General features: G+C 69.4%; 25 protein-coding genes and 1 tRNA gene. 9 read left to right on the top strand and 17 right to left on the bottom strand.

Annotated features, from left to right (window positions below):
* Positions 1 to 21: 21 nt before the first annotated feature.
* The 11 genes from alaS to JN22_RS25065 form a co-directional block, all read right to left on the bottom strand.
* Positions 22 to 2,691: an alanine--tRNA ligase gene (alaS, locus tag JN22_RS25115; RefSeq protein ID WP_085556487.1), complete on the bottom strand. Its 2,670-nt coding sequence runs from the start codon at positions 2,689 to 2,691 to the stop codon at positions 22 to 24.
* 143 nt (positions 2,692 to 2,834) lie between these two features.
* On the bottom strand, positions 2,835 to 3,623 hold the full coding sequence (tatC, locus tag JN22_RS25110) for a twin-arginine translocase subunit TatC (RefSeq protein ID WP_085556486.1): 789 nt from the start codon (positions 3,621 to 3,623) through the stop codon (positions 2,835 to 2,837).
* A 10-nt stretch (positions 3,624 to 3,633) separates the two neighbouring features.
* Entirely contained in the window at positions 3,634 to 4,143 is a 510-nt protein-coding gene (gene tatB / locus JN22_RS25105; protein WP_085556485.1) for a Sec-independent protein translocase protein TatB, read from the bottom strand.
* Positions 4,144 to 4,200: 57 nt separating this feature from the next.
* The gene (locus JN22_RS25100; protein WP_085557341.1) at positions 4,201 to 4,440 is read right to left on the bottom strand and encodes a twin-arginine translocase TatA/TatE family subunit; all 240 of its coding nucleotides are present in this window, start codon (positions 4,438 to 4,440) and stop codon (positions 4,201 to 4,203) included.
* Positions 4,441 to 4,566: 126 nt separating this feature from the next.
* Complete coding sequence (gene scpB, locus JN22_RS25095; RefSeq protein WP_085556484.1) at positions 4,567 to 5,190, bottom strand: SMC-Scp complex subunit ScpB; 624 nt, start codon at positions 5,188 to 5,190, stop codon at positions 4,567 to 4,569.
* A 9-nt stretch (positions 5,191 to 5,199) separates the two neighbouring features.
* Positions 5,200 to 6,000, bottom strand: a complete 801-nt coding sequence (locus JN22_RS25090) for a segregation and condensation protein A (RefSeq protein WP_085556483.1) — start codon at positions 5,998 to 6,000, stop codon at positions 5,200 to 5,202.
* A 10-nt stretch (positions 6,001 to 6,010) separates the two neighbouring features.
* Complete coding sequence (locus tag JN22_RS25085) at positions 6,011 to 6,688, bottom strand: site-2 protease family protein (protein ID WP_085556482.1); 678 nt, start codon at positions 6,686 to 6,688, stop codon at positions 6,011 to 6,013.
* Positions 6,689 to 6,703: 15 nt separating this feature from the next.
* Positions 6,704 to 7,774 (bottom strand): beta-N-acetylhexosaminidase, encoded by a 1,071-nt coding sequence (nagZ, locus tag JN22_RS25080; protein WP_085556481.1) that lies wholly within the window; start codon positions 7,772 to 7,774, stop codon positions 6,704 to 6,706.
* Complete coding sequence (locus JN22_RS35020) at positions 7,761 to 8,780, bottom strand: SPOR domain-containing protein (RefSeq protein ID WP_085556480.1); 1,020 nt, start codon at positions 8,778 to 8,780, stop codon at positions 7,761 to 7,763. Before JN22_RS35020 ends, nagZ begins: the two co-directional genes overlap by 14 nt.
* Positions 8,781 to 8,790: 10 nt before the next feature.
* A complete protein-coding gene (gene argS / locus JN22_RS25070) occupies positions 8,791 to 10,551 on the bottom strand; it encodes an arginine--tRNA ligase (RefSeq protein ID WP_085556479.1) in 1,761 nt (586 codons plus the stop codon).
* 4 nt (positions 10,552 to 10,555) lie between these two features.
* Positions 10,556 to 11,755 carry a deoxyguanosinetriphosphate triphosphohydrolase gene (locus JN22_RS25065; RefSeq protein ID WP_085556478.1) on the bottom strand — a complete coding sequence of 400 codons (1,200 nt, stop codon included), beginning with the start codon at positions 11,753 to 11,755 and terminating at the stop codon, positions 10,556 to 10,558.
* Positions 11,756 to 11,898: 143 nt separating this feature from the next.
* On the opposite strand from JN22_RS25065, the gene erpA reads away from it, so the two are divergent.
* The 6 genes from erpA (at position 11,899) to JN22_RS25035 (ending at position 15,868) form a co-directional block, all read left to right on the top strand.
* The gene (gene erpA / locus JN22_RS25060; RefSeq protein ID WP_085556477.1) at positions 11,899 to 12,273 is read left to right on the top strand and encodes an iron-sulfur cluster insertion protein ErpA; all 375 of its coding nucleotides are present in this window, start codon (positions 11,899 to 11,901) and stop codon (positions 12,271 to 12,273) included.
* A 28-nt stretch (positions 12,274 to 12,301) separates the two neighbouring features.
* Positions 12,302 to 13,075, top strand: a complete 774-nt coding sequence (locus JN22_RS25055) for an exodeoxyribonuclease III (protein WP_085556476.1) — start codon at positions 12,302 to 12,304, stop codon at positions 13,073 to 13,075.
* 121 nt (positions 13,076 to 13,196) lie between these two features.
* Complete coding sequence (locus JN22_RS25050) at positions 13,197 to 13,769, top strand: hypothetical protein (RefSeq protein WP_085556475.1); 573 nt, start codon at positions 13,197 to 13,199, stop codon at positions 13,767 to 13,769.
* Positions 13,770 to 13,848: 79 nt separating this feature from the next.
* Positions 13,849 to 13,938, top strand: a tRNA-Ser gene (locus JN22_RS25045).
* Positions 13,939 to 14,038: 100 nt separating this feature from the next.
* A complete protein-coding gene (locus tag JN22_RS25040; RefSeq protein WP_085556474.1) occupies positions 14,039 to 14,797 on the top strand; it encodes an AraC family transcriptional regulator in 759 nt (252 codons plus the stop codon).
* Positions 14,798 to 14,881: 84 nt separating this feature from the next.
* On the top strand, positions 14,882 to 15,868 hold the full coding sequence (locus tag JN22_RS25035; RefSeq protein WP_085556473.1) for a DMT family transporter: 987 nt from the start codon (positions 14,882 to 14,884) through the stop codon (positions 15,866 to 15,868).
* Between the two features lie 18 nt (positions 15,869 to 15,886).
* Here the strand turns inward: JN22_RS25035 and JN22_RS25030 are convergent, their stop codons facing one another.
* Positions 15,887 to 17,548, bottom strand: a complete 1,662-nt coding sequence (locus JN22_RS25030) for an alpha-amylase family protein (RefSeq protein ID WP_085556472.1) — start codon at positions 17,546 to 17,548, stop codon at positions 15,887 to 15,889.
* 199 nt (positions 17,549 to 17,747) lie between these two features.
* Between JN22_RS25030 and JN22_RS25025 the strand changes: the two genes are divergently transcribed.
* Positions 17,748 to 17,948, top strand: coding sequence for a hypothetical protein (locus JN22_RS25025; RefSeq protein WP_085556471.1), 201 nt, complete (start codon positions 17,748 to 17,750; stop codon positions 17,946 to 17,948).
* A 146-nt stretch (positions 17,949 to 18,094) separates the two neighbouring features.
* Here JN22_RS25025 and oxlT read toward each other — a convergent pair whose 3' ends face one another.
* The 4 genes from oxlT to JN22_RS25005 all read right to left on the bottom strand — a co-directional run bounded on the left by oxlT (position 18,095) and on the right by JN22_RS25005 (position 22,275).
* Positions 18,095 to 19,444 carry an oxalate/formate MFS antiporter gene (gene oxlT, locus JN22_RS25020; RefSeq protein ID WP_085556470.1) on the bottom strand — a complete coding sequence of 450 codons (1,350 nt, stop codon included), beginning with the start codon at positions 19,442 to 19,444 and terminating at the stop codon, positions 18,095 to 18,097.
* Between the two features lie 644 nt (positions 19,445 to 20,088).
* On the bottom strand, positions 20,089 to 20,646 hold the full coding sequence (gene rsmD, locus JN22_RS25015) for a 16S rRNA (guanine(966)-N(2))-methyltransferase RsmD (RefSeq protein ID WP_085556469.1): 558 nt from the start codon (positions 20,644 to 20,646) through the stop codon (positions 20,089 to 20,091).
* Positions 20,627 to 21,970 (bottom strand): pseudouridine synthase, encoded by a 1,344-nt coding sequence (locus JN22_RS25010; RefSeq protein WP_085557340.1) that lies wholly within the window; start codon positions 21,968 to 21,970, stop codon positions 20,627 to 20,629. The genes rsmD and JN22_RS25010 overlap by 20 nt, the downstream gene beginning before the upstream one ends.
* Positions 21,971 to 22,065: 95 nt before the next feature.
* Positions 22,066 to 22,275, bottom strand: a complete 210-nt coding sequence (locus JN22_RS25005) for a dodecin (RefSeq protein ID WP_085556468.1) — start codon at positions 22,273 to 22,275, stop codon at positions 22,066 to 22,068.
* Positions 22,276 to 22,409: 134 nt separating this feature from the next.
* Here JN22_RS25005 and JN22_RS25000 point away from each other — a divergent pair, with 134 nt between their 5' ends.
* Complete coding sequence (locus tag JN22_RS25000; RefSeq protein ID WP_211099703.1) at positions 22,410 to 22,844, top strand: nucleoside deaminase; 435 nt, start codon at positions 22,410 to 22,412, stop codon at positions 22,842 to 22,844.
* A 42-nt stretch (positions 22,845 to 22,886) separates the two neighbouring features.
* Here the strand turns inward: JN22_RS25000 and purD are convergent, their stop codons facing one another.
* Complete coding sequence (gene purD / locus JN22_RS24995) at positions 22,887 to 24,173, bottom strand: phosphoribosylamine--glycine ligase (protein ID WP_085556466.1); 1,287 nt, start codon at positions 24,171 to 24,173, stop codon at positions 22,887 to 22,889.
* Positions 24,174 to 24,246: 73 nt separating this feature from the next.
* Between purD and xseA the strand changes: the two genes are divergently transcribed.
* The gene (gene xseA / locus JN22_RS24990; protein WP_085557339.1) at positions 24,247 to 25,839 is read left to right on the top strand and encodes an exodeoxyribonuclease VII large subunit; all 1,593 of its coding nucleotides are present in this window, start codon (positions 24,247 to 24,249) and stop codon (positions 25,837 to 25,839) included.
* Positions 25,840 to 25,873 lie beyond the last annotated feature (34 nt).

The raw sequence follows: 25,873 nt of genomic DNA, 5'->3' as shown, positions 1-25,873 counted from the left end.
AGCGCGGGGGCCGTGGTTCGATCAGGACGCCTTCTTGGCGGCGATGGCTTTCTCGACCGCCTCGATCGCCGCCGGGGCCAGCGACACGTCGGGGCCGCCGGCCTGCGCCATGTCGGGCCGGCCGCCGCCGCCCTTTCCGCCCAGCGCCTCGGCACCGGCGCGGACCAGATCGACGGCGCTGAGGCTCGCGGTAAGATCCTCGGTGACGCCGATGACGATGGAGGCCTTGCCCTCGTTGCCGGCGATCAGCACGACGACGCCAGAGCCGACCTGCTTCTTCAGCTCGTCGGCCATCGGCTTGAGATCCTTGGCCGGCAGGCCCTCGACCACGCGGGCGAGCAGCTTGACGCCGGCAACGTCCTTGGCCTCACCGCCGCCCTCGGCCTTGGCGCCGCCGCCCATCGCCACCTGACGGCGCAGTTCGGCCAGCTCGCGCTCCATCTTGCGGCGTTCCTCGACCAGGGCGGCGACACGCGCCGGAACCTCGTCGGGCTTGACCTTGAGGGCCGAAGCCGCTTCCGCCAGCAGCTGGTCGCGTCCGGTCAGCCACGCCTTGGCGCCGGTGCCGGTCAGCGCCTCGATGCGGCGGACACCGGCGGCGACGGCGCCTTCCGAGACGATCTTGAACAGGCCGATGTCGCCGGTGCGCCGCACATGGGTGCCGCCGCACAGCTCGATCGAATAGTCGCGGTCGAGTTCACCGTGCGGGCCGCCCATCGAGACGACGCGGACCTCGTCGCCGTACTTCTCGCCGAACAGCGCCATGGCGCCCTGGGCGCGGGCCTCGTCGGGGGACATCAGGCGGGTGATCACCTCGCTGTTGGCGAGAATGCGGCGGTTCACCTCGTCCTCGACCACCGCGATATCGGCCGCGCTCAGGCCGGTCGGCTGGCTGATGTCGAAGCGCAGACGCTCCGGCGCCACCAGCGACCCCTTCTGGGTGACGTGGTCGCCCAGCCGGTTGCGCAGCGCCTCGTGCAGCAGGTGGGTGGCCGAATGGTTGGCGCGGATCGCCGAGCGGCGCTCCGAATTCACCCGCAGTTCCACCACGTCACCGACCTTGAGCGTGCCCTTGGTGACGGTGCCGGCGTGCGCCCAGACGGCGCCCAGCTTCTTCTGGGTGTCGGAGACGGCGAACTCGGTGCCCTCGGCGGAGAAGATCACGCCGGTGTCGCCGGCCTGACCGCCCGATTCGCCGTAGAAGGGCGTCTGGTTGACGACGACGAGGATCTCGTCGCCGGCAGCCGCGCTGTCGACGCGGGCGTCGCCCTTGACGATGGCCGTCACCTTGCCCTCGGCGACCTCGGTGTCGTAGCCGAAGAACTCGGTGGCGCCCAGTTCGTCCTTGATCTCGTACCACAGCTTCTCGGTGCCGACCTCGCCCGAGCCGGCCCAGGATTCGCGCGCCTTGCGGCGCTGCTCGTCCATCGACGCCTTGAATCCGGCCTCGTCGACCGCCCGCCCCTGCCCGCGCAGCACGTCCTGCGTCAGGTCGAGCGGGAAACCGTAGGTGTCGTACAGCTTGAAGGCGACCTCGCCGGCCAGCGGCTGGCCCTCGCCCAGGTGGCCGACCTCGTCCTCCAGCAGGCGCAGCCCGCGCTCCAGCGTCTGCTTGAAGCGGGTCTCCTCCAGCTTGAGGGTCTCGACGATCAGGGCGCGGGCGCGGTTCAGCTCGGGATAGGCGTCGCCCATCTGCTGGGTCAGCGCCGGAACCAGACGGTGCATCAGCGGCTCGCGCGCGCCGATCATGTGGGCGTGGCGCATGGCGCGGCGCATGATGCGGCGCAGCACGTAGCCGCGGCCCTCGTTGGACGGCAGCACGCCGTCGGCGATCAGGAAGGAGGAGGACCGCAGATGGTCGGCGATCACCCGGTGCGATACGGCGTGGGCGCCGTCGGCGTCGGTCTTGGTCGCCTCGGCCGACGCGACGATCAGGGCGCGCATCAGGTCGATGTCGTAATTGTCGTGCTTGCCTTGCAGGACGGCGGCCAGACGCTCCAGCCCCATGCCGGTGTCGATCGACGGCTTGGGCAGCGGAACCAGATTGTCCGGCCCGAGCTGCTCGTACTGCATGAAGACGAGATTCCAGATCTCGATGAAGCGGTCGCCGTCCTGGTCGGCGCTGCCCGGCGGGCCGCCGGCGATCGACGGGCCATGGTCGAAGAAGATCTCGGAACAGGGGCCGCAGGGGCCGGTGTCGCCCATGCGCCAGAAATTGTCGTCGGTCGGGATGCGGATGATGCGGTCGTCCGACAGGCCGGCGACCTTGCGCCAGATGGCGGCGGCGTCCTCGTCGCTGCTGTGGACCGTCACCAGCAGCTTGTCGGCGGGAAGCCCGTATTCCCTGGTGATCAGGTTCCAGGCGAACGCGATGGCGTCGTCCTTGAAGTAATCGCCGAAGGAGAAGTTCCCCAACATCTCGAAGAAGGTGTGGTGGCGCGCCGTGTAGCCGACATTGTCGAGGTCGTTGTGCTTGCCGCCCGCGCGCACGCATTTCTGCGAGGTGGTCGCCCGCTTGTACGGCCGCTGCTCCGCCCCGGTGAAGACGTTCTTGAACTGCACCATGCCGGCGTTGGTGAACATCAGCGTCGGATCGTTGCGCGGCACCAGCGGCGACGACTCCACGATCTGATGGCCCTGCTTGGCGAAATAGTCCAGGAACGTGCGGCGAATGTCGTTGGCGGTCTGCATACGGTCGGGACTCCGGAAACACGGCGCGGCTCTTCCAGCCGAACCGTGCTTTTAGCGCGAGTTTGGAAGGCTGTCCACAAGAGGGACGGACTCTTGCCCGGAGGGACGGAAGGTCAAGCGCCCGCCCGTCGGTCCACCCCAAATCATTCCGCTTCGGCGGCGGCCTTCTTCTTTTCCATGCGGCGGCCGATGAGGATCGAGATCTCATAGAGCGCCAGCAGCGGAATCGCGAGGCTGACCTGGCTGATGACGTCCGGCGGGGTCAGCACGGCGGCGATCACGAAGGCGAAGACGATGGCGTAGCGGCGCTTGGAGGCCAGCATCTCCGTCGTGATCAGCCCGGCACGGATCAGCAGGGTCAGCAGCACCGGCAACTGGAAGGCGATGCCGAAGGCGAAGATCAGCGACATCACCAGATGCAGATATTCGCCGACGCGCGCCTCGAACTCGATGGGCAGGGCGGCGGCGGCGCCGTCCGGGTGGAACTCGAAGCCGAGGAAGAAGCGCCACGCCATCGGGAAGATGAAGTAATAGACCATCGCCGCGCCGGTCAGGAACAGCACCGGGGTGGCGGCGAGGAAGGGCAGGAAGGCCCGGCGCTCGTGCTTGTAGAGGCCGGGGGCGACGAACATCCAGATCTGGCTGGCGACGATCGGGAAGGAGATGAAGCAGCCGGCCCAGAAGGCCACCTTCACATAGGTGAAGAAGGCCTCGGTCAGGCCGGTGTAGATCATCCGCCGGCCCTGCCCGGCCAGGATGTCGGCCAGCGGCTGGACCAGGAAATTGTAGATCCTGTCGGAGACGGCGTAGCACAGCAGGAACGCGATCAGGATCGCGCCGATGGCCCACATCAACCGGTTGCGCAGCTCGATCAGGTGATCGATCAGCGGCATCTTGCTGTCTTCGAGGTCGTCCTGCGTGTCGCCGGTCATGGGATCGTCTTTACGCCTGCTTGTCCGTCGGGTGGGAAGCCGCCGGAACGGGAACCGGCGCGGACGCCGGCTTGTCGGATGGTTCGAGCGTCGGCTGGGCGCCCGTCTCGATTGCCGGGACCGGGGCTGGCGGCGCGGCGGCCGGTTCGGCCGGGGGCGCCGGATCGGCGGCGGAGGCTACGCCGGGGTCCGGCTTGGCCTCCGCTTCGGGCGGGCTGCCCGGATGGCCGGCCAAGCCGACGTCGAAGGCCTTGGACACCTCGCCCTTGGGGTCGATGGTGTCCTCCATCATCTTCTTGATGTTCATGTCGCGGGTCTTCAGAGCTTCGCGGCGAAGCTCGTCCAACTCGGTCTCGCGCATCATGTCGTCGATGTGGGTCTGGAACTCGCGCGCCACACCGCGCGCCTTCCGCACCCATTTGCCGAAGGTGTAGATCGCCTTCGGCAAATCCTTCGGCCCGATGAAGATGAGAGCCACGACCGCGATCAGCAGCAGTTCGGACCAGGCAATATCGAACATGGTATTCCGGCTTCACCGAGACGATAGGGGCCGGGAGGTGCCGGTCGGCACCCCCGCTCAGCCGCGAACCGCCTCGTCCTTCTTGGCCGCGTGGTCGACCGTGTTGGCCGGCTGGTTCGGGATGACCTTGGCGGTCGCGGCGGGATCGGACGCCTCGTCCTCCTCCTTCAGGCCGGCCTTGAACGACTTCACGCCCTTGGCGAGATCGCCCATCACCTTGGGAAGCTTCCCCGCGCCGAACAGGAGCAGCACGATGAGAAGAACGATGACCCAATGCCAGATGCTGAAACTGCCCATGACGCGGTATCCCGATTGGTCGAACATGCGACGGGCCGGCACTATGGCAGAAAGGACATTCCGTCGCAACGCCTGCCGGCCGGCGGAACCTTTTGATTACGAAGGCTTCACCGGAACGGACGCGCGTCAATCCTCGTCGGCCGGCGCGGGCGCGGCCGGAGCGTCGTCGGCCAACCCGCCCAGGCCCAGCAGCACCGGCCGCGAATCGAGCAGGCCAGCGGCGCGCAGATCCTCGACGCTCGGCAGGTCGCGCAGCGTCTCCAGTCCGAAATGGTCGAGGAAATGGTCGGTCGTCACCCAGGTCAGCGGGCGGCCCGGCGTCTCGCGGCGGCGGCCGGGGCGGATCCAGCCGTGCTCCATCAGGATGTCGAGCGTGCCCTTGCTGGTCGTGACGCCGCGGATCGCCTCGATCTCGGCGCGGGTCACCGGCTGGTGGTAGGCGACGATGGCCAGCGTCTCGATGGCGGCGCGGGACAGCTTCTTGGAGACCTCCTCCTCCTGGCGCAGCAGGGGCGCCAGATCGGCCGCGGTCCGGAAGGACCAACCGGCCCCGGTGCGCGCGAGGTTGACGCCGCGCGGCGCGTAATGGGCGCGCAACTCCTCCAGCAGGGCGGGCACGTCGGGACCGACGCGGGCCGCCAGCGTCTCCTCGTCGAGCGGATCGGCGGAGGCGAAGAGCAGGGCTTCGAGCAGGCGAAGCTTGCCGATGCGGGCCTCGACCTCCTCGGGGTTGGTAACTTCCTTGATCATCGTCTCAGGTCATTCGCCGCCGGCGTCGCCATCACGGTCGTGGCGGGCGCTGCGGACATAGAGGGGGGTGAAGGCGCCGTCCTGCCGCAACTCGACCCGGCCGGCCTTGGCAAGCTCCAGGGTCGCCGCGAAATGCGCCGCCATGGCGGAACGGGTCAGCAGCGGGCCGCCCTCCTCACCGGGCAGGAAGCTCGCCAGGGTGGCCCAGTCCGGCATGTGGCCGAGCAGGCCGGAGAGCCGGCGGACGGCGTCCTCCATCGAGTAGAGGCGGATCGGGGCGATGTGCAGGACCCCGCCCTCCTGCCGCTTGCGGTGCTCGCCATAGGCGCGCAGCAGGTCGTAGAGCGTGACCTCGTAGACCGACTTGCGGCGGATGTCGATGTCCTCCGGAGCGCCGCGGGCGAAGACGTCGCGGCCCAGGCGGTGGCGGGCGAACAGCGTGGCGGCAACCTCCTTCATCGCCTCCAGCCGCTGGAGCTGGAAGGCGAGCGCCGCCGCCATGTCCTCACCGGACGGCTCCTCGTCCTCCAGCGCCGGCAGCAGCAGGCGGGATTTCAGGTAGGCCAGCCACGCCGCCATCACCAGATAGTCGGCGGCCAGCTCCAGCCGGACCTTCCGAGCCTCGGCGACGAAGGCCAGATACTGGTCGGCCAGCTCCAGGATCGAGATGCGGGTGAGGTCGACCTTCTGCTCGCGCCCCAGCGCCAGCAGCATGTCGAGCGGCCCCTCGAAGCCATCGAGGACCAGCATGAGCTGGTCGGAGGCGGCGATGGGATCCGCCGCCTCCGCCGCCCCACGGTCGGTGACCATGCGCCCCGCCCTATCCGTTGCCGGTCAGAATCTGGATGAACTCGATCACCGCGTCCACCGGCGGACCGAGCACCCAGGTCATCACGTTGAGGTCGTAGCCGAACTCGCGTCCCAGCATCGGCAGCAGGAAGAAGGCGCCGAGCAGGATCAGCATGCCGAACCGCTCCAGCCGGGCCAGCGGAAAGGCGAGCGCGTTGGGCAGCACGCCGACCGCGACCCGGCCGCCGTCGAGCGGCGGCAGCGGGATCAGGTTGAACACCATCAGGATGACGTTGACGAGGATCGACACCTCGGACGCCGCGCGCAGCCACGCCTCGACGATGCCGTTCTGCGGATCGACCAGCCCCCACAGCACCGCCGAGACGACCGCCAGCAGGAAGTTGGTGCCCGGCCCGGCGAGCGCCACCCACACCATGTCGCGGCGCGGGTGATGGAGCCGGCCGAAATTGACCGGCACCGGCTTGGCCCAGCCGAAGACGAATCCGGTGGTGAAGTACATCAGCGCCGGCAGCAGCACCGTCCCGAACGGGTCGATGTGGCGCAGCGGGTTGAAGGTGACGCGCCCCAGCCGGTAGGCCGTGTCGTCGCCGAGCCGCCATGCGACGAATCCATGCGCCGCCTCGTGCAGCGTAATGGCGATGATGGCCGGAAGGGCCACGGCCGTCACGCGGAAGATCCATTCCTCCATCGCCGTTCCCTCTCGTCAGGCCGCCAGCGGGCCGAGCAGCGCGGCCAGCCGCGCCGCCAATTCCCGCGGGTCGGCTGGCTGCGGCCGGCCGGCCATTGCCCGCGCCCGCGCCCAGCGCTCCAGCGCCGCGTCGTTCATCGGCGGGACGGCGGCGGCCACCGCCCGCATCTCCGCCAGATCGCCGTTGCAATGGAGCACGATGTCCATGCCGGCCGCCAGCACCGAGCGGGCGCGCTCCGCGACACCGCCGTCGAGCGCGTTCATCGACAGATCGTCGCTGAACAGCAGACCGTCGAAGCCGATCGACGGGCCGCGCACCACCTCGCGCACCACCTTGGCCGAGGTGCTGGCCGGGGCGTCCGGGTCGATCGCCTTCAGCACGACATGGGCGACCATGCCCAGCGGCAGGTCGGCGAGCGCGCGGAAGGGTGCGAAATCGGTCGCCTCCAGCGCCGCGCGCGGGGCGTCGACGACCGGAAGCTCGGCGTGGCTGTCGGCGAAGGCCCGGCCGTGGCCAGGGATGTGCTTGATGACCGGCAGCACCCCGCCGGCCAGCAGCCCGTCCGCCGTTGCCCGCGCCAGCTCCGACACCAGCGCCGGGTCGCGGGAGAAGGCGCGGTCGCCGATGATGTCGTGGGCCCCCTCGACCGGAACGTCGCAGACCGGCGCGCAATCCACCGTCACCCCGACCTCGGCCAGCATGTGGGCGAGCAGCCGGCCGTTGATCCAGGCCGCCTCGCGGCCGGCGACCCGGTCACGGTCGGCGAGCGCCCCGAACACCCCCATCGGCGGGTGGGCGGCCCAATGCGGCGGGCGCATGCGGGCAACCCGCCCGCCCTCCTGGTCGATCAGCACCGGAGCGTCGGGACGGCCGACACTGGCCCGCAGGTCGGCGACCAGCGCGGCGACCTGTTCGGGAGTCTCGCAGTTGCGGCGGAACAGGATGAAGCCGAGCGGGTCGGCGTCGCGAAAGAAGGCGGCCTCGGCGGGGGCGAGCAGCGGCCCGGCGCAGCCGAAGACGACCGCGCGCGGCGGGTGGGGCGTCGCCGCCCCGCTCGTCGCGGCGGTGGAATCAGGGACGGACAACCACACACCCCGTGTTTTGCGCGCGAAGCTGGGCGCAGATGGATTTCGCGCGGGCCTCGTCGGCGCCCGCTCCCTGGACACGGTAGAAGATGCCCTTCTCGCCGAGATCGACCTTGGCGACCTGCATGGACAACCCGCCGAGCGCTTCGGCGTACCGCCCGGAGATTCGCTTCCACTCCGCCGCCGCCTCGGCCTCGCTGCGCACCGAGGCGAGCTGGATCCGCCAGGATCCGGAGCCGCCGGCAACGGCGGGCGCCGGTTTCGCGGGCTGGGCCGGCGGTTGGGCGGCGGCAGGGACTGAAGCCGGCGCCGGCTTGGCCGCGTTGATCGGAGCCGGCGGTGTCGCCGCCTTGGGCGGCGGCAGGGCCGCCGTCTGCGGAACCGGATTGGCCGGCTTGGCGGCGGGCGGAGCGACAGGCTGGGCAACGGCCGGCTGAGCGGCCGGCGGCTTCGCGACCGACGGTGGGGCCTGCCTCGCGGTTGACGCGGCGGCCGGCGCCGCCGGAGCCTGGACCGGCGCAGCCGACATGGCCGTCGCGTCCATCGCGTCGCGCGGAACCGTCGAGGTCGCGCCCGGCGGCGGGGGCGGCACCTGCGCCACCGTCGGGGCGTTCGGCAGGGGCGCCGGCGCCGGCATCGCCGGTGTCACCACCGGGCGCGGCAACGGCACCTCGGGCGGCGGCAGCAGCCGTTCGACGGTGGGATGATTGCCGCTGGCGCGGTCGTGCAGCCGTTCATAGACCAGCTTGTCCTGGTGCGGCACCTCCATGCCGCCCGGCTGCTCGGGCCGCGACTTGGCGGGCGTCGCGTCGGCGGTCAACAGCGGTGGACCGTCCGACGACGCGTGGTCGCCGCCCCGGTAGCTCACGATGATGGTGCCGGCGAAGGCGACGATGCCGACCACGGCGAAGCCCAGCGCGAACAGGCCGCGCTTGCCCGGACCCTGACGCGGCGGCGGGGCGCCGTAGGGGTTGGAGGCGTAGTTCACGTCGCCCTCATACCTCATGAACCGGCCCTCATGAACGCAGTTCCTCCACCGGCTCGACGCCCATCACCTTCAGGCCCGACGCGATCACCGTCGACACGGCGGCGATCAGCGCCAGCCGGGCCACCGTGACCTCCTCGTCGCCCTCGATCAGGAAGCGCAGCGAGGCGTCGTCGCGGCCGCGGTTCCACAGCGCGTGGAACTCGCTGGCGAGGTCGTAGAGATAGAAGGCGATGCGGTGCGGCTCGTGCGCCTCGGCGGCGGATTCGACCAGGCGCGGCCAAGTCGCCATCCGCTTGGCCAGAATCATCTCCTCCTCGGCGTCGAGCCGGGCGAGATTGGCGGCGGCGGCGAGCGCCGCCGGGTTCTGGTCGACATGCGGCAGCGCGGTCGCCGCATGGCGCAGCACCGAGCGGCAGCGCGCGTGGGCGTACTGCACGTAGAAAACCGGGTTGTCCTTGGACTGCTCGGTCACCTTGGCGAAGTCGAAATCCAGCGTCTGGTCGTTGCGCCGGGTCAGCATGATGAAGCGGACGACGTCCCTGCCGACCTGTTCGATCACGTCGCGCAGCGTGACGAAGGTGCCGGCCCGCTTCGACATCTTCACCGGCTCGCCGTTCTGCATCAGGTGGACGAGCTGGCAGAGTTTGACGTCGAGCGAGGCCTTGCCCTCGGTCACCGCGGTGGTCGCCGACTGCATGCGCTTGACGTAGCCGCCATGGTCGGCGCCCCAGACGTCGATCAGGTTCGCCGCACCCCGGCGGTACTTGTCGAAATGATAGGCGATGTCGTTCGAGAAGTAGGTGAAGGATCCGTCCGACTTCTTCAGCGGCCGGTCGACGTCGTCGCCGAAGTCGGTGGACTTGAACAGGGTCTGCGGGCGCGGCTCCCAATCGTCGGGCTTCTTGCCCTTCGGCGGCTCCAGCACGCCGGTGTAGATCAGGCCACGCTCCTCCAGCGCCTTCAGCGCGATGTCCACCGCGCCGGCGTTCACCAGCGCGCGCTCGCTGCTGTAGACGTCCATGGTGACGCCGAGCACGCCGAGATCCTCGCGGATCCAGCCCATGATCATCCCGATGGCGAAGTCGCGGCAGGCCGGCAGCCATTCGGACTCGTCCTTGCCGACCCATTTGTTGCCGTCGCGGTCGGCCAGACCGGCGCCGACCTCCTTCAGATATTCGCCGGGGTAGAGGCCGGCCGGGATGGTGCCGATGTCCTCGCCCAGCGCCTCGCGGTAGCGCAGGTAGGTCGAGCGGCCCAGCACGTCGACCTGGGCGCCGGCGTCGTTGATGTAATATTCGCGGGTGACCGCGTAGCCGGCCTTCTCCAACAGCGCCGCCAGCGCGTCGCCGAACACGGCGCCGCGCCCGTGCGCCGCGTGCAGCGGGCCGGTCGGGTTGGCCGAGACATACTCGACATTCACCGGCTCGCCCTTGCCGAGCGTGCTGTCGCCGTAAGCGGTGCCGGCGTTGAGCACGTCGCGGACGCGGTCGCGCCAGACGTCCGGAGTCAGCCGCAGATTGACGAAGCCCGGCCCGGCGATCTCGACCGAGGCGACGTCGGGCCGCGCCCTCAGCTTGGCGACCAGCAGTTCGGCGAGCGCGCGCGGCGCCATCCTCGCCGGCTTGGCGAGGATCATGGCGGCGTTGGTCGACAGGTCGCCATGGGCCGCCTCGCGCGGCGGCTCCACCGTCAGACGGCCGCTGTCCAGACCGGCGGGGATCGCGCCCTCGGCGGCCAGCTCATCCAGCAGCGTGCGAATATCGTTCTCGAAAGCCTTGAAAATATTCATCGTCTTAGGTCTTGGCATCCATGTCGAAAAGTCGGCCATACTCGGCCAGCGCGAAGCGGTCGGTCATGCCGGCGATGTAGTCGGCCACATGGCGCGCCCGCACCGCAAGGTCGGCGTCGCCGCCGTGCCGCGCGATGTCGCGCTGCCATTCCGGCGGCAGGGTGTTGGGTTCGGCCATGAACAGGTCGAACAGCGCCTTCACCACCCGCTTGCACTTGCTCATCTCGCGGTTGACGCGGAAGTGGCGGTACATGCGCTGGCGCAGGAAGGCGCGGACCGGTCCATGCGCCTCCCACATGGCCGGGCTGAAGCTGACCATCGGCAGCGGCAGGGCGCGCAGTTCGGCGGCGCTGCCCGGCCGGTGCTCGGCGAGGCGGCGGCGGGTCTCGGCCAGCAGATCGCCGACCATGGCGTTGATCATGCGCCGCACCGTCTCGTGGATCAGGCGGGAGCGCTCCAGGTTCGGGTACTGCTGGCAGACCTGCCGGATCACCGGGCCGACCAGCGGCAGTTCCGCCACCTCGTCCACGGTGAACAGGCCGGCGCGCAGGCCGTCGTCGATGTCATGGTTGTTGTAGGCGATGTCGTCGGCCAGCGCCGCGACCTGCGCCTCGGCACCGGGGTTGGTGTGCAGCTCCAGATCCCACGTCTCGCCGAAATCGGCGATGGTGGTCGGCAGGCGGCGGCCGGGCAGCATGGGCAGCAGCGGGCCGTTGTGCTTGACCACGCCCTCCAGCGTCTCCCAGGTCAGGTTCAGCCCGTCGAACTCGGCGTAGCGGCGCTCCAGCCGGGTCAGGATGCGCAGGGTCTGGTCGTTGTGGGCGAAGCCGCCGTGCGGCTCCATGCAGGCGTTCAGCGCCTCCTCCCCGGCATGCCCGAAGGGCGTGTGGCCGAGGTCGTGGGCGAGCGCCACCGCCTCCGCCAGATCCTCGTTGAGGCCCAGCGTGCGGCTGATGGAACGGGCGATCTGCGCGACCTCCAGGCTGTGGGTCAGCCGGGTCCGGTAATAGTCGCCCTCGTGGTAGACGAAGACCTGCGTCTTGTATTTCAGTTTCCGGAAGCCGCCGGAATGGACGATGCGGTCGCGGTCGCGCTGGAAGCACGAGCGCGTCGGGCTTTCCGGCTCGGCCACCAGCCGTCCGCGCGTGTCCGCCGGGTCGCAGGCGTAGGGCGCCGGCCGTTCCTGGGAAAAGTCCGCCATCATGGGGCGGACACTACCCATGGGGGGGCGCGGGTGCAACGGCGAAGGCGTGCTATGACGTGACCGGATGGGGCCGAACTTTGACGCGGCCCCGGATTCACCCTACATTCCTGGGAACTTCCCGCATCGCACCAGAGGCGACCGCCATGCCCGACACCGCGATTCCCGTCGAGACCGCCCCACAGACCGGCGACCGCGTCCTGACCGTCAGCGAGAGCGCCGCCAAGCGCGTCGCCTTCCTGGTCGCCAACGAGGGCAACCCGGCCCTGATGCTGCGCCTGACCGTGTCGGGCGGCGGCTGCTCCGGCTTCCAGTACGGCTTCGGCTTCGACGACACCGCCAACGAGGATGATTTCATCTTCGAGAAGGACGGGACGAAGGTCGTCACCGACGACGCCTCGCTCGATCTGCTGGCCGGATCGACGCTGGATTACGTCGAGGACCTGATGGGCGCCGCCTTCCAGATCAAGAACCCCAACGCCACCGCGTCCTGCGGCTGCGGCAACTCCTTCGCCGCCTGACCGGCGCCGCCTACCGGACGGAATTTTCGTGAAGATCGCCACCTGGAACGTCAACTCGGCGAAGGCCCGCCTTCCGCTGATCACCGACTGGCTGCGCGCGGCGTCCCCGGACGTCGTGCTCTTCCAGGAAATCAAATGCGAGACCGCCGCCTTCCCCCGCGCGGCCTTCGAGGAACTCGGCTACCACGTCGAGGCGGTCGGGCAGAAGGCCTACAACGGCGTCGCCCTGCTGTCGAAGACCCCGGCCGAGGATGTGCTGACCCGCCTGCCCGGCGAGCCGGAGGACGAGCAGGCCCGCTACGTCGAGGCCACCGTGGCCGGGCTGCGCATCGCCTCGCTCTACCTGCCCAACGGCAACCCGGTGCCGGGCGAGAAGTTCGCCTACAAACTGCGCTGGATGGACCGGCTGAACGCCCACGCCCGAGAGCTGCTGGCACGCGAGATCCCCTTCGTCCTGGGCGGTGACTACAACGTCATCCCCGAGCCGCGCGACGTCTTCAGCCCGGCCGCCTTCGCCGGCGACGCCCTGTTCCAGCCGGAGACCCGCGCCAAGTTCCGTGCCCTGATCAACCTCGGCCTGACGGAGGCCTACCGGGCCTTGCACGACGACGACCGGGCCTACACATTCTGGGATTACCAGGCCGGCTGCTGGCCGCGCGACCAGGGTTTGCGCATCGACCATTTCCTGCTCTCGCCGCAGGCGGCCGACCGCCTGGCCGGCTGCATCATCGACCGCCGCCCGCGCGGCGGCGAGAAGGCGTCCGACCACACGCCGGTGGTGCTGGAACTGCGCGACGCCTGATTGGTGTCGCAATCATCCGCAGCGCGGCATTTCGTTAAAGTTTCCGTGGATAGGATGAGGCCGTCCGGTTGCCGGTTTCCCCCGGCGCCGGACGCGCTTCCACGGAAACGGCAAGACGGCCATGGTCTGGAGACGCGGTTACAGCCGGAGCGAGATTCAGGAGCTGCTGTCGGCGATCGAGCGGCAGGCGGCGGAGGCCGTCCGTCTCGCCGACCGCGCGCAGCGCGACATCGGTCACGACCGTTTCTCGTCCTTCCTCGATTTCCGCAGGAAGGTGGAGGAGGTCCGTGCCCTTCTGACCCTGACCGAGGAGCGGCTGGGCGGCATCAACGGCGCCAGGCTGTCCGACCTGCGGTCCGAGTTCGAGCGGATGGATCTGCTGCTGATGGGCATGATGGCGCGGGCGACGCGCGGGTATTTCGCCAGCATGCGCGAGGACCAGGTGCTTCCCATCGGCGCCCGCGAGTTGTTCGAGCCGGAGTTGCGGGTGATCGACCAGACCCGCGAGAGGCTGGGCCGCCCGCAGTATGAAGGGCGGGTGCTTCCAATGGTCCTTGAGGATCTGGAGGCGACCTCGGAGATGATCCGCAAAACGATCAACCGAGCCCCTGCCCTGCCCGATTTTTCCGACAGTCCCTCTCCGCCCAGGCCCGTGAAGCGGCTGCGCACTCTGGGTCGTCCAATCCGCCAGTGAAGCGTGAGGACGCGCGACGCTTGACCCGAGGCCACGCATTCGCTACTTCGGTCCTCCGCGTTGCGGCTCAACGCGCACCGGATGGGTGGCCGAGCGGTTTAAGGCTCCAGTCTTGAAAACTGGCGTAGGCGCAAGCCTACCGTGGGTTCGAATCCCACCCCATCCGCCAGAATCTTGATTTCCACGGCCAATCCCAAACCGGCCCGGCGAAGGGCTCATCACCGCAATACCGGGTGCCTTGCCGGCTCCATATCGGTTATACGCATGGCATGGTCACGACGCCGCGCCTCTCCATCGATGTTCGCAGCTATGGCGCGGATCAAGGCGCCGACCGTCACGATTTTGCCCAGCTCGTCCTGCCCCTGAGCGGAACCCTGGAGATGGACATCGCCGGCAAGGGCGACCGCCTCGGGCCGTCCCGGATGGCGTTCGTCGAAGCCGGCTCGCCTCATTCACAGATGAGCGACAAGCCGAACCGCTCGCTCATCGTCGATCTCGATCCCATCATCCTGGAACCCGAAGTCGGCGACCGGCTGATCCGGCAGCCCTTCGTACCGCTACCCCCGGCGGCGGGCAAACTGGTCGATTACATGGGGCTGCTGGTCGATGGTGGCGCTGTGTCGGCGGACAACCTGCGTCTCTGGCTGCCTCTGCTGCTCGATTCCCTTGTGCGGGACCCAGCCCGTCCACCGTCCCGACTGGCGCCGCTGCTCGCCGTGATCGAGCCCGAGCCCGGGCTGGACTGGACGACGGGCATGATGGCCGAGCGCGCCGGCGTCAGCGTCAGCCGCCTGCATGCGCTCTTCCGCGCCGAACTCGACACCACACCGCGCGCGTGGCTCGCCGCGCTTCGCCTGAAGCGGGTCTGCGAATGGCTCGCCCTGTCCGACCATCCGATCGCCGAGATCGCCTACCGCGCCGGGTACGCCGACCAAAGCGCGCTGACGCGGGCGATGCGCCAGTCGACCGGGTTGACCCCGGCGGCCTACCGGCGCCAGCGCCGGGAGTCCAGGCACAAAAATCGATAGTCCGGGACAAGACCGCGTCCGCGTCCCATGGCATCCTCGCTCCGCAAATGAGGCGATGCCGTGTGAGTGGGCTGTGTGGCTGGAATGAACAAGACCTGGCTTGGTATCGGGTGCGGCGTCGCCGCTGGAGCTTTCTGGGGGCTGGTCTTCCTCGCTCCGGAACTGGCGCGGGAATTCACGCCGCTGCAACTCGCCGCGGGGCGCTATCTGGCCTACGGCCTCTTCGCCGCCCTGCTCGTCGTCCCGCGCTGGCGGACGCTGTCCGGGACCATCGGCGGGCGGGAATGGTGGGCGCTGGCGTGGCTGAGCCTGCTCGGCAACATCCTCTATTACGTCCTTCTCGCCAGCGCCGTGCAGTTGGGCGGGATGGCGATGACCTCGCTGGTGATCGGCTTCCTGCCGGTCGCCGTCACCATCATCGGCAGCCGGGACCACGACGCGGTCCCGTTCCGCAAGCTTCTCCCGTCGCTGCTGCTCGGGGCCGCCGGCATCCTGTGCATCGGGTGGCAATCGCTGGGCGGCGGCGGAACCGGGTTGCGGGTCGCCGAGGTAACGGGACTGCTCTGCGCGGTCGGCGCGTTGATCTCCTGGACCACCTACGCCGTGAGCAACAGCCGCTGGCTCGCCCGGCTCCACCATGTCTCCGCGCATGACTGGAGCCTGCTGACCGGCTTGGTGACGGGGGCGCAAGCACTGCTGCTCGCGATTCCGGCCTTCGTGGCCGGCCCCCTTCTGATGGGCGGGGACAGCCACGACGGCGGCGAGTGGCTGCACTTCGTCGCGGTGGCCTCGGGCGTGGCGATCCTCGCCTCGATCGTCGGCAACGCCTTGTGGAACAGGATGAGCCGCCTGCTGCCGCTCACCCTCGTCGGCCAGATGATCCTGTTCGAAACCCTGTTCGCCTTGCTCTACGGTTTCCTCTGGGAGCAGCGTCTGCCGACCGTGATCGAATGCGCCGCCATCGCCTTCGTGATCGGCAGCGTGCTCGCCTCCGCCTCGGCGCACCGTCCGAAACCGTCAATCCCGAACAGCGAGGCGAGCGACGCCGAAGGGAAGCCGGTCTCGGCCTGAGGGCGCCGGCACCGCGCCCTACCCCTCGCTGCGTTTCATCAGGTAATCCAGCCCGCCGACCCGGAACCAGCGATAGCCGTAGGCCTCCAGCACCATCGGATGACGGCCCTTGTCGTCCGGCAGGCTGTGCTCCTCCGACAGCAGGTTGACCAGCCGCGAGCGCTCGCCCTCGCCGTCCACGTCCAACAGGATCTCGCACGGCTTGTCGGACAGGTTGTGGACGACGACCACCCCGTTGTTGCGCCAGTCGTAGCGCAGCGCCAGAACCTCCCGACGGCCGGTCTTCAGGATCCGGAAGTCGCCCCAGCCGATTTCCGGGCATTCCTTTCGCATGCGAATAATGCGCTCGGTCCAATTCAGCATCGATTCCGGGTCGCGCCGCTGCATCGCCGCGTTCACCCGCTCGTAGCCGAAGACGCCGCCGCTGATCACCGGCATGATCGGCCTGTCGGACTTGGTGAAGCCGGCCTGCGGCTCGTCCGACCATTGCATCGGCGTGCGGGCGCAGTTGCGCTCCGGCAGGGACAGGTCGTCGCCCATGCCGATCTCGTCGCCGTAGCGGATCACCGGCGTGCCGGGCAGCGTGAACATCAGGCTGTAGGCCAGTTCCAGCCGGCGGCGGTCGCCGTGCAGCATCGGCGCAAGCCGCCGCCGGATGCCGCGGTCGTAGAGCTGCATGTGCTTGTCCGGCCCGAAGGCGTCGAACACGGTCTGGCGCTGCGCCTCGGTCAGCCGCCCGAGGTCGAGCTCGTCGTGGTTGCGCAGGAAGCTGCCCCATTGGCCGGAGTGGGGACGCGGCTTGGTCGCCAGCATCGCGTCGATCAGCGGCCCCCCGTCGCCGCTGGCCAGCGCGTAGAAGAGATGCTGGTTGACCTGGAAATTGAACATCATGTGGCAGCGGTCGCCGTCATGGCCGAAATACTCCAGATCGTCCTCCGGCAGGATGTTCGCCTCGGCCAGCAACAGGGCGTCGCCCCGGCGCCATTGCACGAATTCGCGGAAGGTCCGCAGCATGTCGAACTGCTCGACCGGCTTGGTGACGTCGGCCCCCTTCGTGGCGATGATGAACGGCACCGCATCCATGCGGAAGCCCGAGACGCCGAGCTGGATCCAGAAGCCCATGATCTTCAGCAGTTCGGCCTGCACCCGCGGGTTGGCGGTGTTCAGGTCGGGCTGGAACTTGTAGAAGCGGTGGAAATACCAGGCGCGCGCCTCGCGGTCGTGGGTCCAGGTCGTCTTCTGGACACCGGGGAAGACCATGCCCTGGTCGGCGTTCTCCGGCTTCCTGTCGGACCAGACGTACCAGTCGCGAAAGGGGCTGGCGGGATCCTTGCGCGCCTGCTGGAACCAGGGATGCTGGTCGGAGGTGTGGTTGATCACGAGGTCGATGATCACGCGGATGCCGCGCTGCTTGCAGCCATGGGTGAACTCGACGAAATCGCCCAGCGTGCCGTAGCGGGGATCGACGCTGTAATAATCAGCGACGTCGTAGCCGTCGTCCTTCATCGGCGAGGGTTGGAACGGCCCCAGCCACAGGCAGGTGATGCCCAGCCCGTGCAGGTAGTCCAGCCGCCGCTGCAACCCCTGGAAATCGCCGATCCCGTCGCCGTTGGCATCCATGAAGGTCGCCAGCGACAGGTTGTAGATGACCGCGTTCTTGTACCAGAGATCCCCGATCATGACCGCCTCGGCATCCGTGTTCCGCCATCACCAGCGGCCTATCAACAACGGCGGCGGCGAAGCGTCACGGCCGAGCCTCAGCCCCCTCTTTCGCGCATGGCTGGCCCCTTGTACTTGGTATACAAAAATCTTTGCCTTTGGTGCACCAGACACCTATGTTGCACCACAGCATAAACGACGGCACGAACGGAGACCGGTCATGATCGAGACGCAGGCGTTTCTTTTTCTCGCCCTCACCGGAATGATCGGCCACGCCGTCTATCTGGCCAGCGGCAAGGCGTCCTTCCACGTCATTCCCCCGGTGAAGGACGAGACCGAGGAGGAGCCGGGCATCGCCTTTTCCTCCGACCGCTTCCAGCAGAGCGCCAAGGGCGAGGAGCGTCCCTTCTGGATCGAATGAGACCGGACAGGACGGAACCGGAGCGACACGAGGGCCCCTTTCATAGCTTCTGCCCCCGCCTGCCCATCCCCCGCGGATGGCGGGGAACGGGAGGGAGGGGGCACGAAGGTTAGCAATCGGGTTTGCCGGGGTTCCGGGCGCTTGCCTTACCCGTTGTAATTCCCGGCCGGCTGCGCGGCGGACAGCGGCACACCCTGGGCCTCGGCGATGCGGGCCGCCTCGGCGTTGCGGGCGTGGTGCTTGGCGAGCATCGGCTTCAGCACGAGGAGCGCGCAGGCCGCCGCCGTCAGGTCCATGGTCGCGGTGACGTACAGCACCGTGGCCCAGGTGCCGGTCGCCTCCATCAGCAGGTTGCCGAGCGGGACCAGCAGGGCGGCGACGCCCTTGGCGCAGTAGAGGACGCCGTAGATCTTGCCGGCGTGCTTGGTGCCGAAGGTGTCGGCCGAGGTCGCGCTGAACAGGCTGTAGACTTCGCCCCAGGCCAGGAAGACCATGCCGCTGAGGATCAGGAACATCATCGGGTCATGGCCGTAGCGGCTGAGCATGATGATGCCGACGCCTTCCAGCGTGAAGGCGACGAACATGGTCGCCTCGCGGCCGATGTGGTCGGAGATGAAGCCGAACAGCGGACGGGAGATGCCGTTCATGACGCGGTCGAGCATCAGGGCGAAGGGCAGAGCCGCCATGGTCAGGCCGAACACGCTGACCGGAGCCTCCTTGACGCCCAGGTCGTGGGCGATGACGCCCAGCTGGGCCACCGCCATCAGGCCGCCGGTGACGGTGCCGATGAACATCGCCCACATCACCCAGAAGACCGGGGTGCGCAGCGCCTCGCCCAGCGTGTAGTCGCGGCGGGTCTGGGCGACCTTGGTCGAGGCCTTGACCTGTTCCTTCTGCGGCATGCGCAGGAAGAAGGCGGCGGCGATGATGATCGCGCCCTGGAGCAGGCCGAACCAGAAGAAGGCCGACTGATAGCCGCTGCTGTGGATCATCGCGGAGATCGGCAGGATGGTCAGCGCCGAGCCGGCACCGTAGCCGCCCGCCGTCAGGCCGACGGCCAGACCGCGCTTTTCCGGGAACCACTTCAGCGCGTTGTTCACGCAGGTCGCGTAGACGCAGCCGACGCCGATGCCGCCGATGGCCGAGCCGATGTAGAGAAGCGCCAGGGTGCTGGCGTAGCTGTCGACGATCCAGGAGAGGCCGGTGAAGAAGCCGCCGGCGGCGACGATGACCCGGGGGCCGTAGCGGTCGATGAAGTAGCCCTCGATCGGCGTCAGCCAGGTCTGCACGACGACGAAGATGGTGAAAGCGGTCTGGATCGACGCGCGCGTCCAGCCATGCGTCGCCTGGATTTCCGGAACGAAGAGCGTCCAGGCATACTGGATGTTGGCCGCCGCCACCATGCAGACGATGCCGATGACGATCTGGGTCCAACGAACGCTGTCGGAAATCGGCGCCCCCGGTTCTGCCGCCGATGGGGTTGACGTATGAGCCATCGTACCTCCCGAAACTGATCCATTGCCGGTCCGGGTGCCGCCCCGTCTTGGGGGCTCGCTGCCGGCCGGTCGCGGTTGCGTTGGCGGGACGGATGCGTTCTTGCTGACGATTCCGTTCCGTCGGTTGTCTGAAGTTCTTCGGCAGCATCGGGCCGTCCGTACGCTGGTTATTCTGAATACCGAGTATAAAATCTGGTATACCAGAAAAAGGCCGAAAAAGACGCCCTAAAGCCAGGGTAACGGAATGCAACCAACGAACCTTGAAGTAATCCGTCTTCACCCACATCCCGACGGGGTTCGGTCCGGACTATTCATCCGTTCCTCATCCCTGCCTTGACGCACATTCTTGAAAAAGAAGCCGTGCCGGTACCTGCACGGCCCCCTCAGTCGAGGGTGTGCATTCAAAGGAGATAGAATGAAGCCGCCGCGACAGTGTTTGAACCACCTCGGCGACACACAATGTTTGCCGCTGATTGTTTTGGAACTCAACTATTGGATTCGGCTTTCCGCATGATGGAAAAACATCGGGCATGCCGTTGATGCATATGACGGGCCGCATCGTCATGCCGGCGGGCCGGACGCGGACTCTCGCATCGAAAAATGGAACTGGCGGGTTTCGCCGGCGGGCCGAGCAGGAACGCCCGTCAGCCCCGCACGGCGTGGGTCAGGAACAGGATGCGGGTGTCGCCGTAGCGCCGCTCGTCCAGCAGGGTGAAGCCGTCCGGGGCGGGCATCGGGTCGCCCTCCCCCACCTCGACGACGGCGAGCGCGCCATTGGCCAACCAGCCGGCCCGCGACAGGGCGGCGAGCGCGACCGGCGCCAGCCCCTTGGCGTAGGGCGGATCGAGAAAAGCCAGGGCGCAGGGCTGCCCGGCGGGCGGGCGGGTGGCGTCGGCGCGCAGGACGGTGGCGACTTCGGCCTCGCCCAGCGCCGCCACATTCGCGCGCACCGCATCGAGCGCGGCGCGGCCGCTGTCGAGAAAACTGCAACGGGCCGCCCCGCGCGACAGTGCCTCCAGCCCGAGCGCGCCGGTGCCGCAGAAGGCATCCAGCACGACGGCTCCCTCAATATCGGGCGCCCAGTCGGCGTGGGTCAGGATGTTGAACAGCGACTCGCGCGTGCGGTCGGTGGTCGGCCGCGTGTCGCGGCCGTCCGGAGCGACCAGCCGGCGGCCCCGGTGCCTACCGCCGACGATCCGCACCGGGACGATCCTTGCTGGGACGCTCCTTGCGCGGGCGATCGACACGCTGGCGGTCGGTCCGTCCATCCCGCTTCTTGGGGCCGGCGGGGGCCTCGGCGGACGCAGGCTTGGGCTTGGGCTGGGACGGAGGCGGGGCCTTCGCCGGCTTGGAAGAGGCAGCGGCCGGCTTGGACAGCCCCTTGGCAGCCTGCGGATCGCGGCCCGACGGCTTGCCGCCGCCACGCGCCGGCTTGGGCGCCGCATCCCCCAGGGACAGGGTCTTGCGCGCGCGCGCCGGACGCTCGCCGGCGGGTCCGGCCGCGTCGGTCTTGCCACGGACGGGCTTGGCGCCGTCGCCGCCACGGGCGCGCGACGGCTTGGCGTCCTCCTTGCCCCAGGCCGCCTGCGCCTCGATCCGCTTGGTCGCGGAGCGCGGCGCGCGGCGGACGGCCGCGCCGGCACCCGCCGGAGCGGCTTCGGCGCGAAGCGCCGGCTTGGCCGCCGAAGTCGAAGCGGCCTCGGCGCGGGCCTTGGCACGCAGCTTGGTGTTCGATTCCGCCGTTTCCGCCGGAGCGGCCCCGGCGCCGAAGAAATTGGCGACCTGCTCGCGGACGACGCGCTTCGGCACCTCCTCGACGGCGCCTTCCTCCAGCTTGCCGAGCTGGAACGGGCCGTAGGCGACGCGGATCAGCCGGTTGACCTGGAGCCCCAGCGCTTCCATCACCTTGCGGATCTCGCGGTTCTTGCCTTCCTTCAGGCTGACCGTGAGCCAGGCGTTGCGGCCCTGGATGCGGTCGAGCACCGCCTCGATGGGCCCGTACTTGACGCCCTCGATGGTCGGCCCCTTGGCCAGCGCCGCCAGCTGTACCTCGTCCACCTCGCCGAACACGCGCACGCGGTAGCGGCGGGTCCAGCCGGTGGCCGGCAGTTCCAGGAAGCGCGCGAGTTCGCCGTCGTTGGTCAGCAGCAGCAACCCCTCGGTCGTCAGGTCGAGGCGGCCGATGGACACCACGCGCGGCAGTTCCGGCGGCAGCCGGTCGAAGACCGTCGCCCGCCCCTTCTCGTCGCGCGCCGAGGTCACCAGCCCCGAGGGCTTGTGGTAGCGCCACAGCCGCGCCGGCTCCGGTTCGGGAATGACCTTGCCATCGACCTGAACGACGTCGCCAGGGCGCACGACGCAGGCCGGGGTTTCCAGCGTCTGCCCGTTGACCGCGACGCGGCCCTCGGCGATCCAGCGCTCGGCGTCGCGGCGCGAGCAGAGCCCGGCGCGCGCCAGCCGCTTGGCGATGCGTTCACCGCCGTCCGGGGCGGCGGCGGAAGTCAGGTCGGTGTCGGATGTGTCCATGCGGCGGACCATAGGGCCAGAACGCGCCGCCCGCAACCGCCCGCACCATGTCCAGGCGCCCGGATGTCACCTTTTGTGCGGGCTTTCGGGCGGGATCAGTCGTCCAGCCGGAAGCCGACCTTCATGACCACCTGGATTTGGGCGATCTCGCCGCCTTGCACGTTGCCGCGAATCTCGCCGACCTCGAACCAGTCCACATGCTTCAGGGTCTTGCAGGCGCGCTCCAGACCGTTGCGGATGGCCTCGTCGACGGACGAGTCCGCGGTGCCGACGATCTCGACCTTCTTGTAGACATGGTTCTTCATGGTGTCCTCCCGGGGCGTCGGGCGGCGGTTCCCGCCCGTCCGACGTCAACAGCGCGGCCCGGCCATCGGTGCCTTGACGCGGACGCGGGACGCCGGGCAGGGTGCCTCCGATGAGCAGCCTCCGCCCTTCCCCGATGGACATCGCCTTCCAGGAGGCCGAGGCCGCCGCCGCGCGCGGCGAGGTGCCGGTCGGCGCGGTGGTCGTCGATCCGGCGACCGGCGCCATCCTGGGCCGCGCCGGCAACCGCACCGAGGAGCTGGCAGACCCCACCGCCCACGCCGAGATTCTGGCCCTGCGCCAGGCCTGCGCCGCGCGCGGCTCGCCCCGCCTGCCCGGCTGCGACCTGTACGTGACGCTGGAGCCCTGCGCGCTGTGCGCGGCGGCGCTCAGCTTTGCCCGCCTGCGCCGCGTCTATTTCGGCGCCTACGACCCCAAGGGCGGCGCGGTCGACCACGGCCCGCGCTTCTACCGGCAGCCGACCTGTCACCACGCCCCGGAGGTCTATGGCGGCATCGGCGAGACGCGGGCGGGCGCGCTGCTGCGGGACTTCTTCAAGAGCCGGCGGTAGGTGTAAGCACCCAACGCCGGCAACCAGTGTGATTGGGGGGCGTCAGCGACCGACCGCCCGCCAGCCGATGTCGCGGCGGCAGAAGCCTTCAGGCCAGTCGAGCGCGTCGACGCCACGGTAGGCCGCCGCCTGCGCCTCGGCCACCGTCGGGGCCAGGGCGGTCACGCCCAGCACCCGGCCGCCGACCGACAGTACCCGGCCGTCCTCGGCGCGCTTGGTGCCGGCGTGGTAGACCGTCACCGAGTCCACCGCGTTGGCGGCGTCCAGGCCCCGGATTTCCGTGTTCTTCCTGTAATCGCCGGGGTAGCCCTCGGCCGCCATCACCACGCACAGCGCGGTGCCGTCGTGCCAGCGCAGGTCGATGCCGTCGAGCACCCCGTCGGCCGCCGCGACCAGCGCGGCCAGCGCGTCGGACTTCAGCCGCGTCATCAGCGTCTGGCATTCCGGGTCGCCGAAGCGGACGTTGAACTCCAGCGTCTTCGGCACCGGGCCGTCAGGCGTGTTCATGATCATCAGGCCGGCGAACAGAACGCCCTTGAAGGGACGGCCCTCCGCCGCCATGCCCTTGACGGTCGGCTCGATGATCTCGCGCATGACGCGGGCCTGGAGTTCCGGCGTCAGCACCGGCGCCGGGGAGTAGGCGCCCATGCCGCCGGTGTTGGGGCCGGTGTCGCCATCGCCGACCGCCTTGTGATCCTGCGCCGAGGCCAGCGGCAGCGCGTTCTCGCCGTCGCACAGCGCGAAGAAGCTGACCTCCTCGCCGTCGAGGAACTCTTCCACCACCACCTCCGCGCCGGCGGCGCCGAAACGGCCGTCGACCAGCGCCTCGTCGATGGCGGCGAAGGCCTCGGCCTCGGTGCGGGCGACGGTGACGCCCTTGCCGGCGGCCAGCCCATCGGCCTTCACCACGATGGGCGCGCCGTGCGTGCGCACATACTCCTTCGCGGCGTCGGCGTCGGTGAAGCGGCCGTAGAAGGCGGTCGGCACGCCGTACTTCGCCAGGATGTCCTTCATGAAGCCCTTGGAGCCCTCAAGCTCCGCCGCAGCCGCGCTCGGCCCGAAGGCCTTGACGCCGAGCGCCGTCAGCCGGTCGACCAGCCCCAGCACCAGCGGGCCTTCCGGCCCGACGACCACGAAGTCGATGGCGTTGTCCTGGACGAAGCGGACCAGCCCCTCGACATCCTCCGAACCGACCGGCACCAGCGTCGCCACGTCGGCGATGCCGGCGTTTCCGGGCGCGCAATAGAGCGCGTCGCACAGCGGGGAGTTGGCGATGGCCCGGCACAGGGCATGCTCGCGGCCGCCGGATCCGACGACGAGGACTTTCATGGTACGCGCCCCTTCAAGGCTTGTTGCCGACATCGCGCCTTGTATCATGGCCGCGCCCCAACTCAAGAGCACCATGACCAACGACCTCGACGCCCTCCCGCTGATCGCCCCGGAACCGCGCCCCGGTTCCAACCTGCCGGAATTCACCGTCGGCGATCTCGCCCGCCGCCTGAAGCGCAGCATCGAGGACGAGTTCGGCTTTGTGCGCGTGCGCGGCGAGATCTCGCAGCCCAAGAAGCACAGCTCCGGCCACTGCTACATGCGGCTGAAGGACGACACCGCCGTCATCGAGGCGGTGTGCTGGCGCGGCACCGTCGCCAAGCTGGCGGTCAAGCCGGAGGAGGGGCTGGAGGTCATCGTCAACGGCCGCATGACCACCTACCCCGGCCGCTCGCAGTACCAGCTGATCATCGAATCGATGGAGCTGGCCGGCGAGGGCGCGCTCCTGAAGATGCTGGAGGAGCGCAAGCGCCGCCTCGCAGCGGAAGGCCTGTTCGATCCGTCGCGCAAGACGCCGATCCCCTTCCTGCCCGACGTGATCGGCGTCGTCACCTCCCCCACCGGCGCGGTCATCCGCGACATCCTGCACCGGCTGAACGACCGCTTCCCGCGCCACGTCCTGCTGTGGCCGGTCGCCGTCCAGGGCGAGCGCGCGGCGGCCGAGGTGACGGCGGCGATCCAGGGCTTCAACCGCATCGCGCCGGGCGGGCCGGTGCCGCGCCCCGACCTGCTGATCGTCGCGCGCGGCGGCGGCTCGCTGGAGGACCTGATGGCCTTCAACGAGGAGAGCGTCGTCCGCGCCGCGGCGGCCAGCGCCATCCCGCTGATCTCGGCGGTCGGGCACGAGACCGACACGACGCTGATCGACTTCGCGTCGGACCTGCGGGCGCCGACCCCGACCGCCGCCGCCGAGATGGCGGTGCCGGTGCGGACCGAACTGCTGGCCCAGATCCTCGACGACGAGCGCCGGCTGCTGGCCTGCGCCAGCCGCGCGGTGGCGGACCGCCGCAACCGCGTCGAGGGGCTGGCGCGCGGCCTCGGCGACCCGCGCGCGCTGCTGGAGGGGCACGCCCAGCGGCTCGACGACCGGGCGGAGCGCCTGAACCTCGCGGCGGCGGCGCTGGTCGAGCGGCGGCGGACGCGGGTCGGCGAGCTGTCGGCCAAGCTGCGCCACCCGCGCGAGAAGCTGGCCCAGGCCGGCCAGCGCCTGACCTCGGAGGCCCGCGCGCTGGACGGCGCCCTGCGCCACGCGGTGGCGATGGCGGAAGGCCGCTTCGAGCGGGTGGCCGGTCGGTTGTCACTGACCCCGGCGCGGGTGAAGCTCGGCGAGGTGGAGCGGCGGCTGGCCGACCTGACGCCACGCCTGGAACGCGCCTACGGCAAGAGCGTCGAGGAGCGCGGGGCCAAGCTGGCGGCGGTCGGACAGTTGCTGGAGAGCTACAGCTACAAGGGCGTGTTGGCGCGCGGCTTCGCCCTGGTGCAGGACCGCGAGGGCCAGCCGATCACGCGGGCCGAGCAGGCGGTGCCGGGTCTGCCGGTGACGCTGGTGTTCGGGGAAGAGGGCCGCGTCGCGGCGACGGTGGACGGCGGCGAGCCGAAGCCGGAGAGGAAGGCGGAGGCGGTGCGCAAGCCACGGCCGGTTCCGGTGCAGGGGAGCCTGTTCTGACGGAGTTCTGTTTGGGCGGAGACGGTAGCCCCCC

It is taken from the genome of Azospirillum agricola (assembly GCF_020005195.1).
GTDB classification, from domain to species: Bacteria; Pseudomonadota; Alphaproteobacteria; order Azospirillales; family Azospirillaceae; genus Azospirillum; species Azospirillum agricola.
Note: the sequence above shows the minus strand (reverse complement) of the source record. Positions and strands in the feature narration are given on the sequence as shown.

What these genes read in the sequence shown, in the direction of transcription:
- JN22_RS35020 (WP_085556480.1), bottom strand. Translation starts at nt 8,780, where the DNA reads ATGAGGTATGAGGGCGACGTGAACTACGCCTCCAACCCCTACGGCGCC.
- scpB (WP_085556484.1), bottom strand. Translation starts at nt 5,190, where the DNA reads ATGATCAAGGAAGTTACCAACCCCGAGGAGGTCGAGGCCCGCATCGGC.
- JN22_RS25065 (WP_085556478.1), bottom strand. Translation starts at nt 11,755, where the DNA reads ATGATGGCGGACTTTTCCCAGGAACGGCCGGCGCCCTACGCCTGCGAC.
- JN22_RS25030 (WP_085556472.1), bottom strand. Translation starts at nt 17,548, where the DNA reads ATGATCGGGGATCTCTGGTACAAGAACGCGGTCATCTACAACCTGTCG.
- JN22_RS25005 (WP_085556468.1), bottom strand. Translation starts at nt 22,275, where the DNA reads ATGAAGAACCATGTCTACAAGAAGGTCGAGATCGTCGGCACCGCGGAC.
- JN22_RS25035 (WP_085556473.1), top strand. Translation starts at nt 14,882, where the DNA reads ATGAACAAGACCTGGCTTGGTATCGGGTGCGGCGTCGCCGCTGGAGCT.
- xseA (WP_085557339.1), top strand. Translation starts at nt 24,247, where the DNA reads ATGACCAACGACCTCGACGCCCTCCCGCTGATCGCCCCGGAACCGCGC.
- alaS (WP_085556487.1), bottom strand. Translation starts at nt 2,691, where the DNA reads ATGCAGACCGCCAACGACATTCGCCGCACGTTCCTGGACTATTTCGCC.
- JN22_RS25090 (WP_085556483.1), bottom strand. Translation starts at nt 6,000, where the DNA reads ATGGTCACCGACCGTGGGGCGGCGGAGGCGGCGGATCCCATCGCCGCC.
- argS (WP_085556479.1), bottom strand. Translation starts at nt 10,551, where the DNA reads ATGAATATTTTCAAGGCTTTCGAGAACGATATTCGCACGCTGCTGGAT.
- JN22_RS25025 (WP_085556471.1), top strand. Translation starts at nt 17,748, where the DNA reads ATGATCGAGACGCAGGCGTTTCTTTTTCTCGCCCTCACCGGAATGATC.
- tatB (WP_085556485.1), bottom strand. Translation starts at nt 4,143, where the DNA reads ATGTTCGATATTGCCTGGTCCGAACTGCTGCTGATCGCGGTCGTGGCT.
- JN22_RS25050 (WP_085556475.1), top strand. Translation starts at nt 13,197, where the DNA reads ATGGTCTGGAGACGCGGTTACAGCCGGAGCGAGATTCAGGAGCTGCTG.
- JN22_RS25085 (WP_085556482.1), bottom strand. Translation starts at nt 6,688, where the DNA reads ATGGAGGAATGGATCTTCCGCGTGACGGCCGTGGCCCTTCCGGCCATC.
- JN22_RS25040 (WP_085556474.1), top strand. Translation starts at nt 14,039, where the DNA reads ATGGTCACGACGCCGCGCCTCTCCATCGATGTTCGCAGCTATGGCGCG.
- oxlT (WP_085556470.1), bottom strand. Translation starts at nt 19,444, where the DNA reads ATGGCTCATACGTCAACCCCATCGGCGGCAGAACCGGGGGCGCCGATT.
- JN22_RS25100 (WP_085557341.1), bottom strand. Translation starts at nt 4,440, where the DNA reads ATGGGCAGTTTCAGCATCTGGCATTGGGTCATCGTTCTTCTCATCGTG.
- JN22_RS25010 (WP_085557340.1), bottom strand. Translation starts at nt 21,970, where the DNA reads ATGGACACATCCGACACCGACCTGACTTCCGCCGCCGCCCCGGACGGC.
- tatC (WP_085556486.1), bottom strand. Translation starts at nt 3,623, where the DNA reads ATGACCGGCGACACGCAGGACGACCTCGAAGACAGCAAGATGCCGCTG.
- purD (WP_085556466.1), bottom strand. Translation starts at nt 24,173, where the DNA reads ATGAAAGTCCTCGTCGTCGGATCCGGCGGCCGCGAGCATGCCCTGTGC.
- JN22_RS25000 (WP_211099703.1), top strand. Translation starts at nt 22,410, where the DNA reads ATGGACATCGCCTTCCAGGAGGCCGAGGCCGCCGCCGCGCGCGGCGAG.
- erpA (WP_085556477.1), top strand. Translation starts at nt 11,899, where the DNA reads ATGCCCGACACCGCGATTCCCGTCGAGACCGCCCCACAGACCGGCGAC.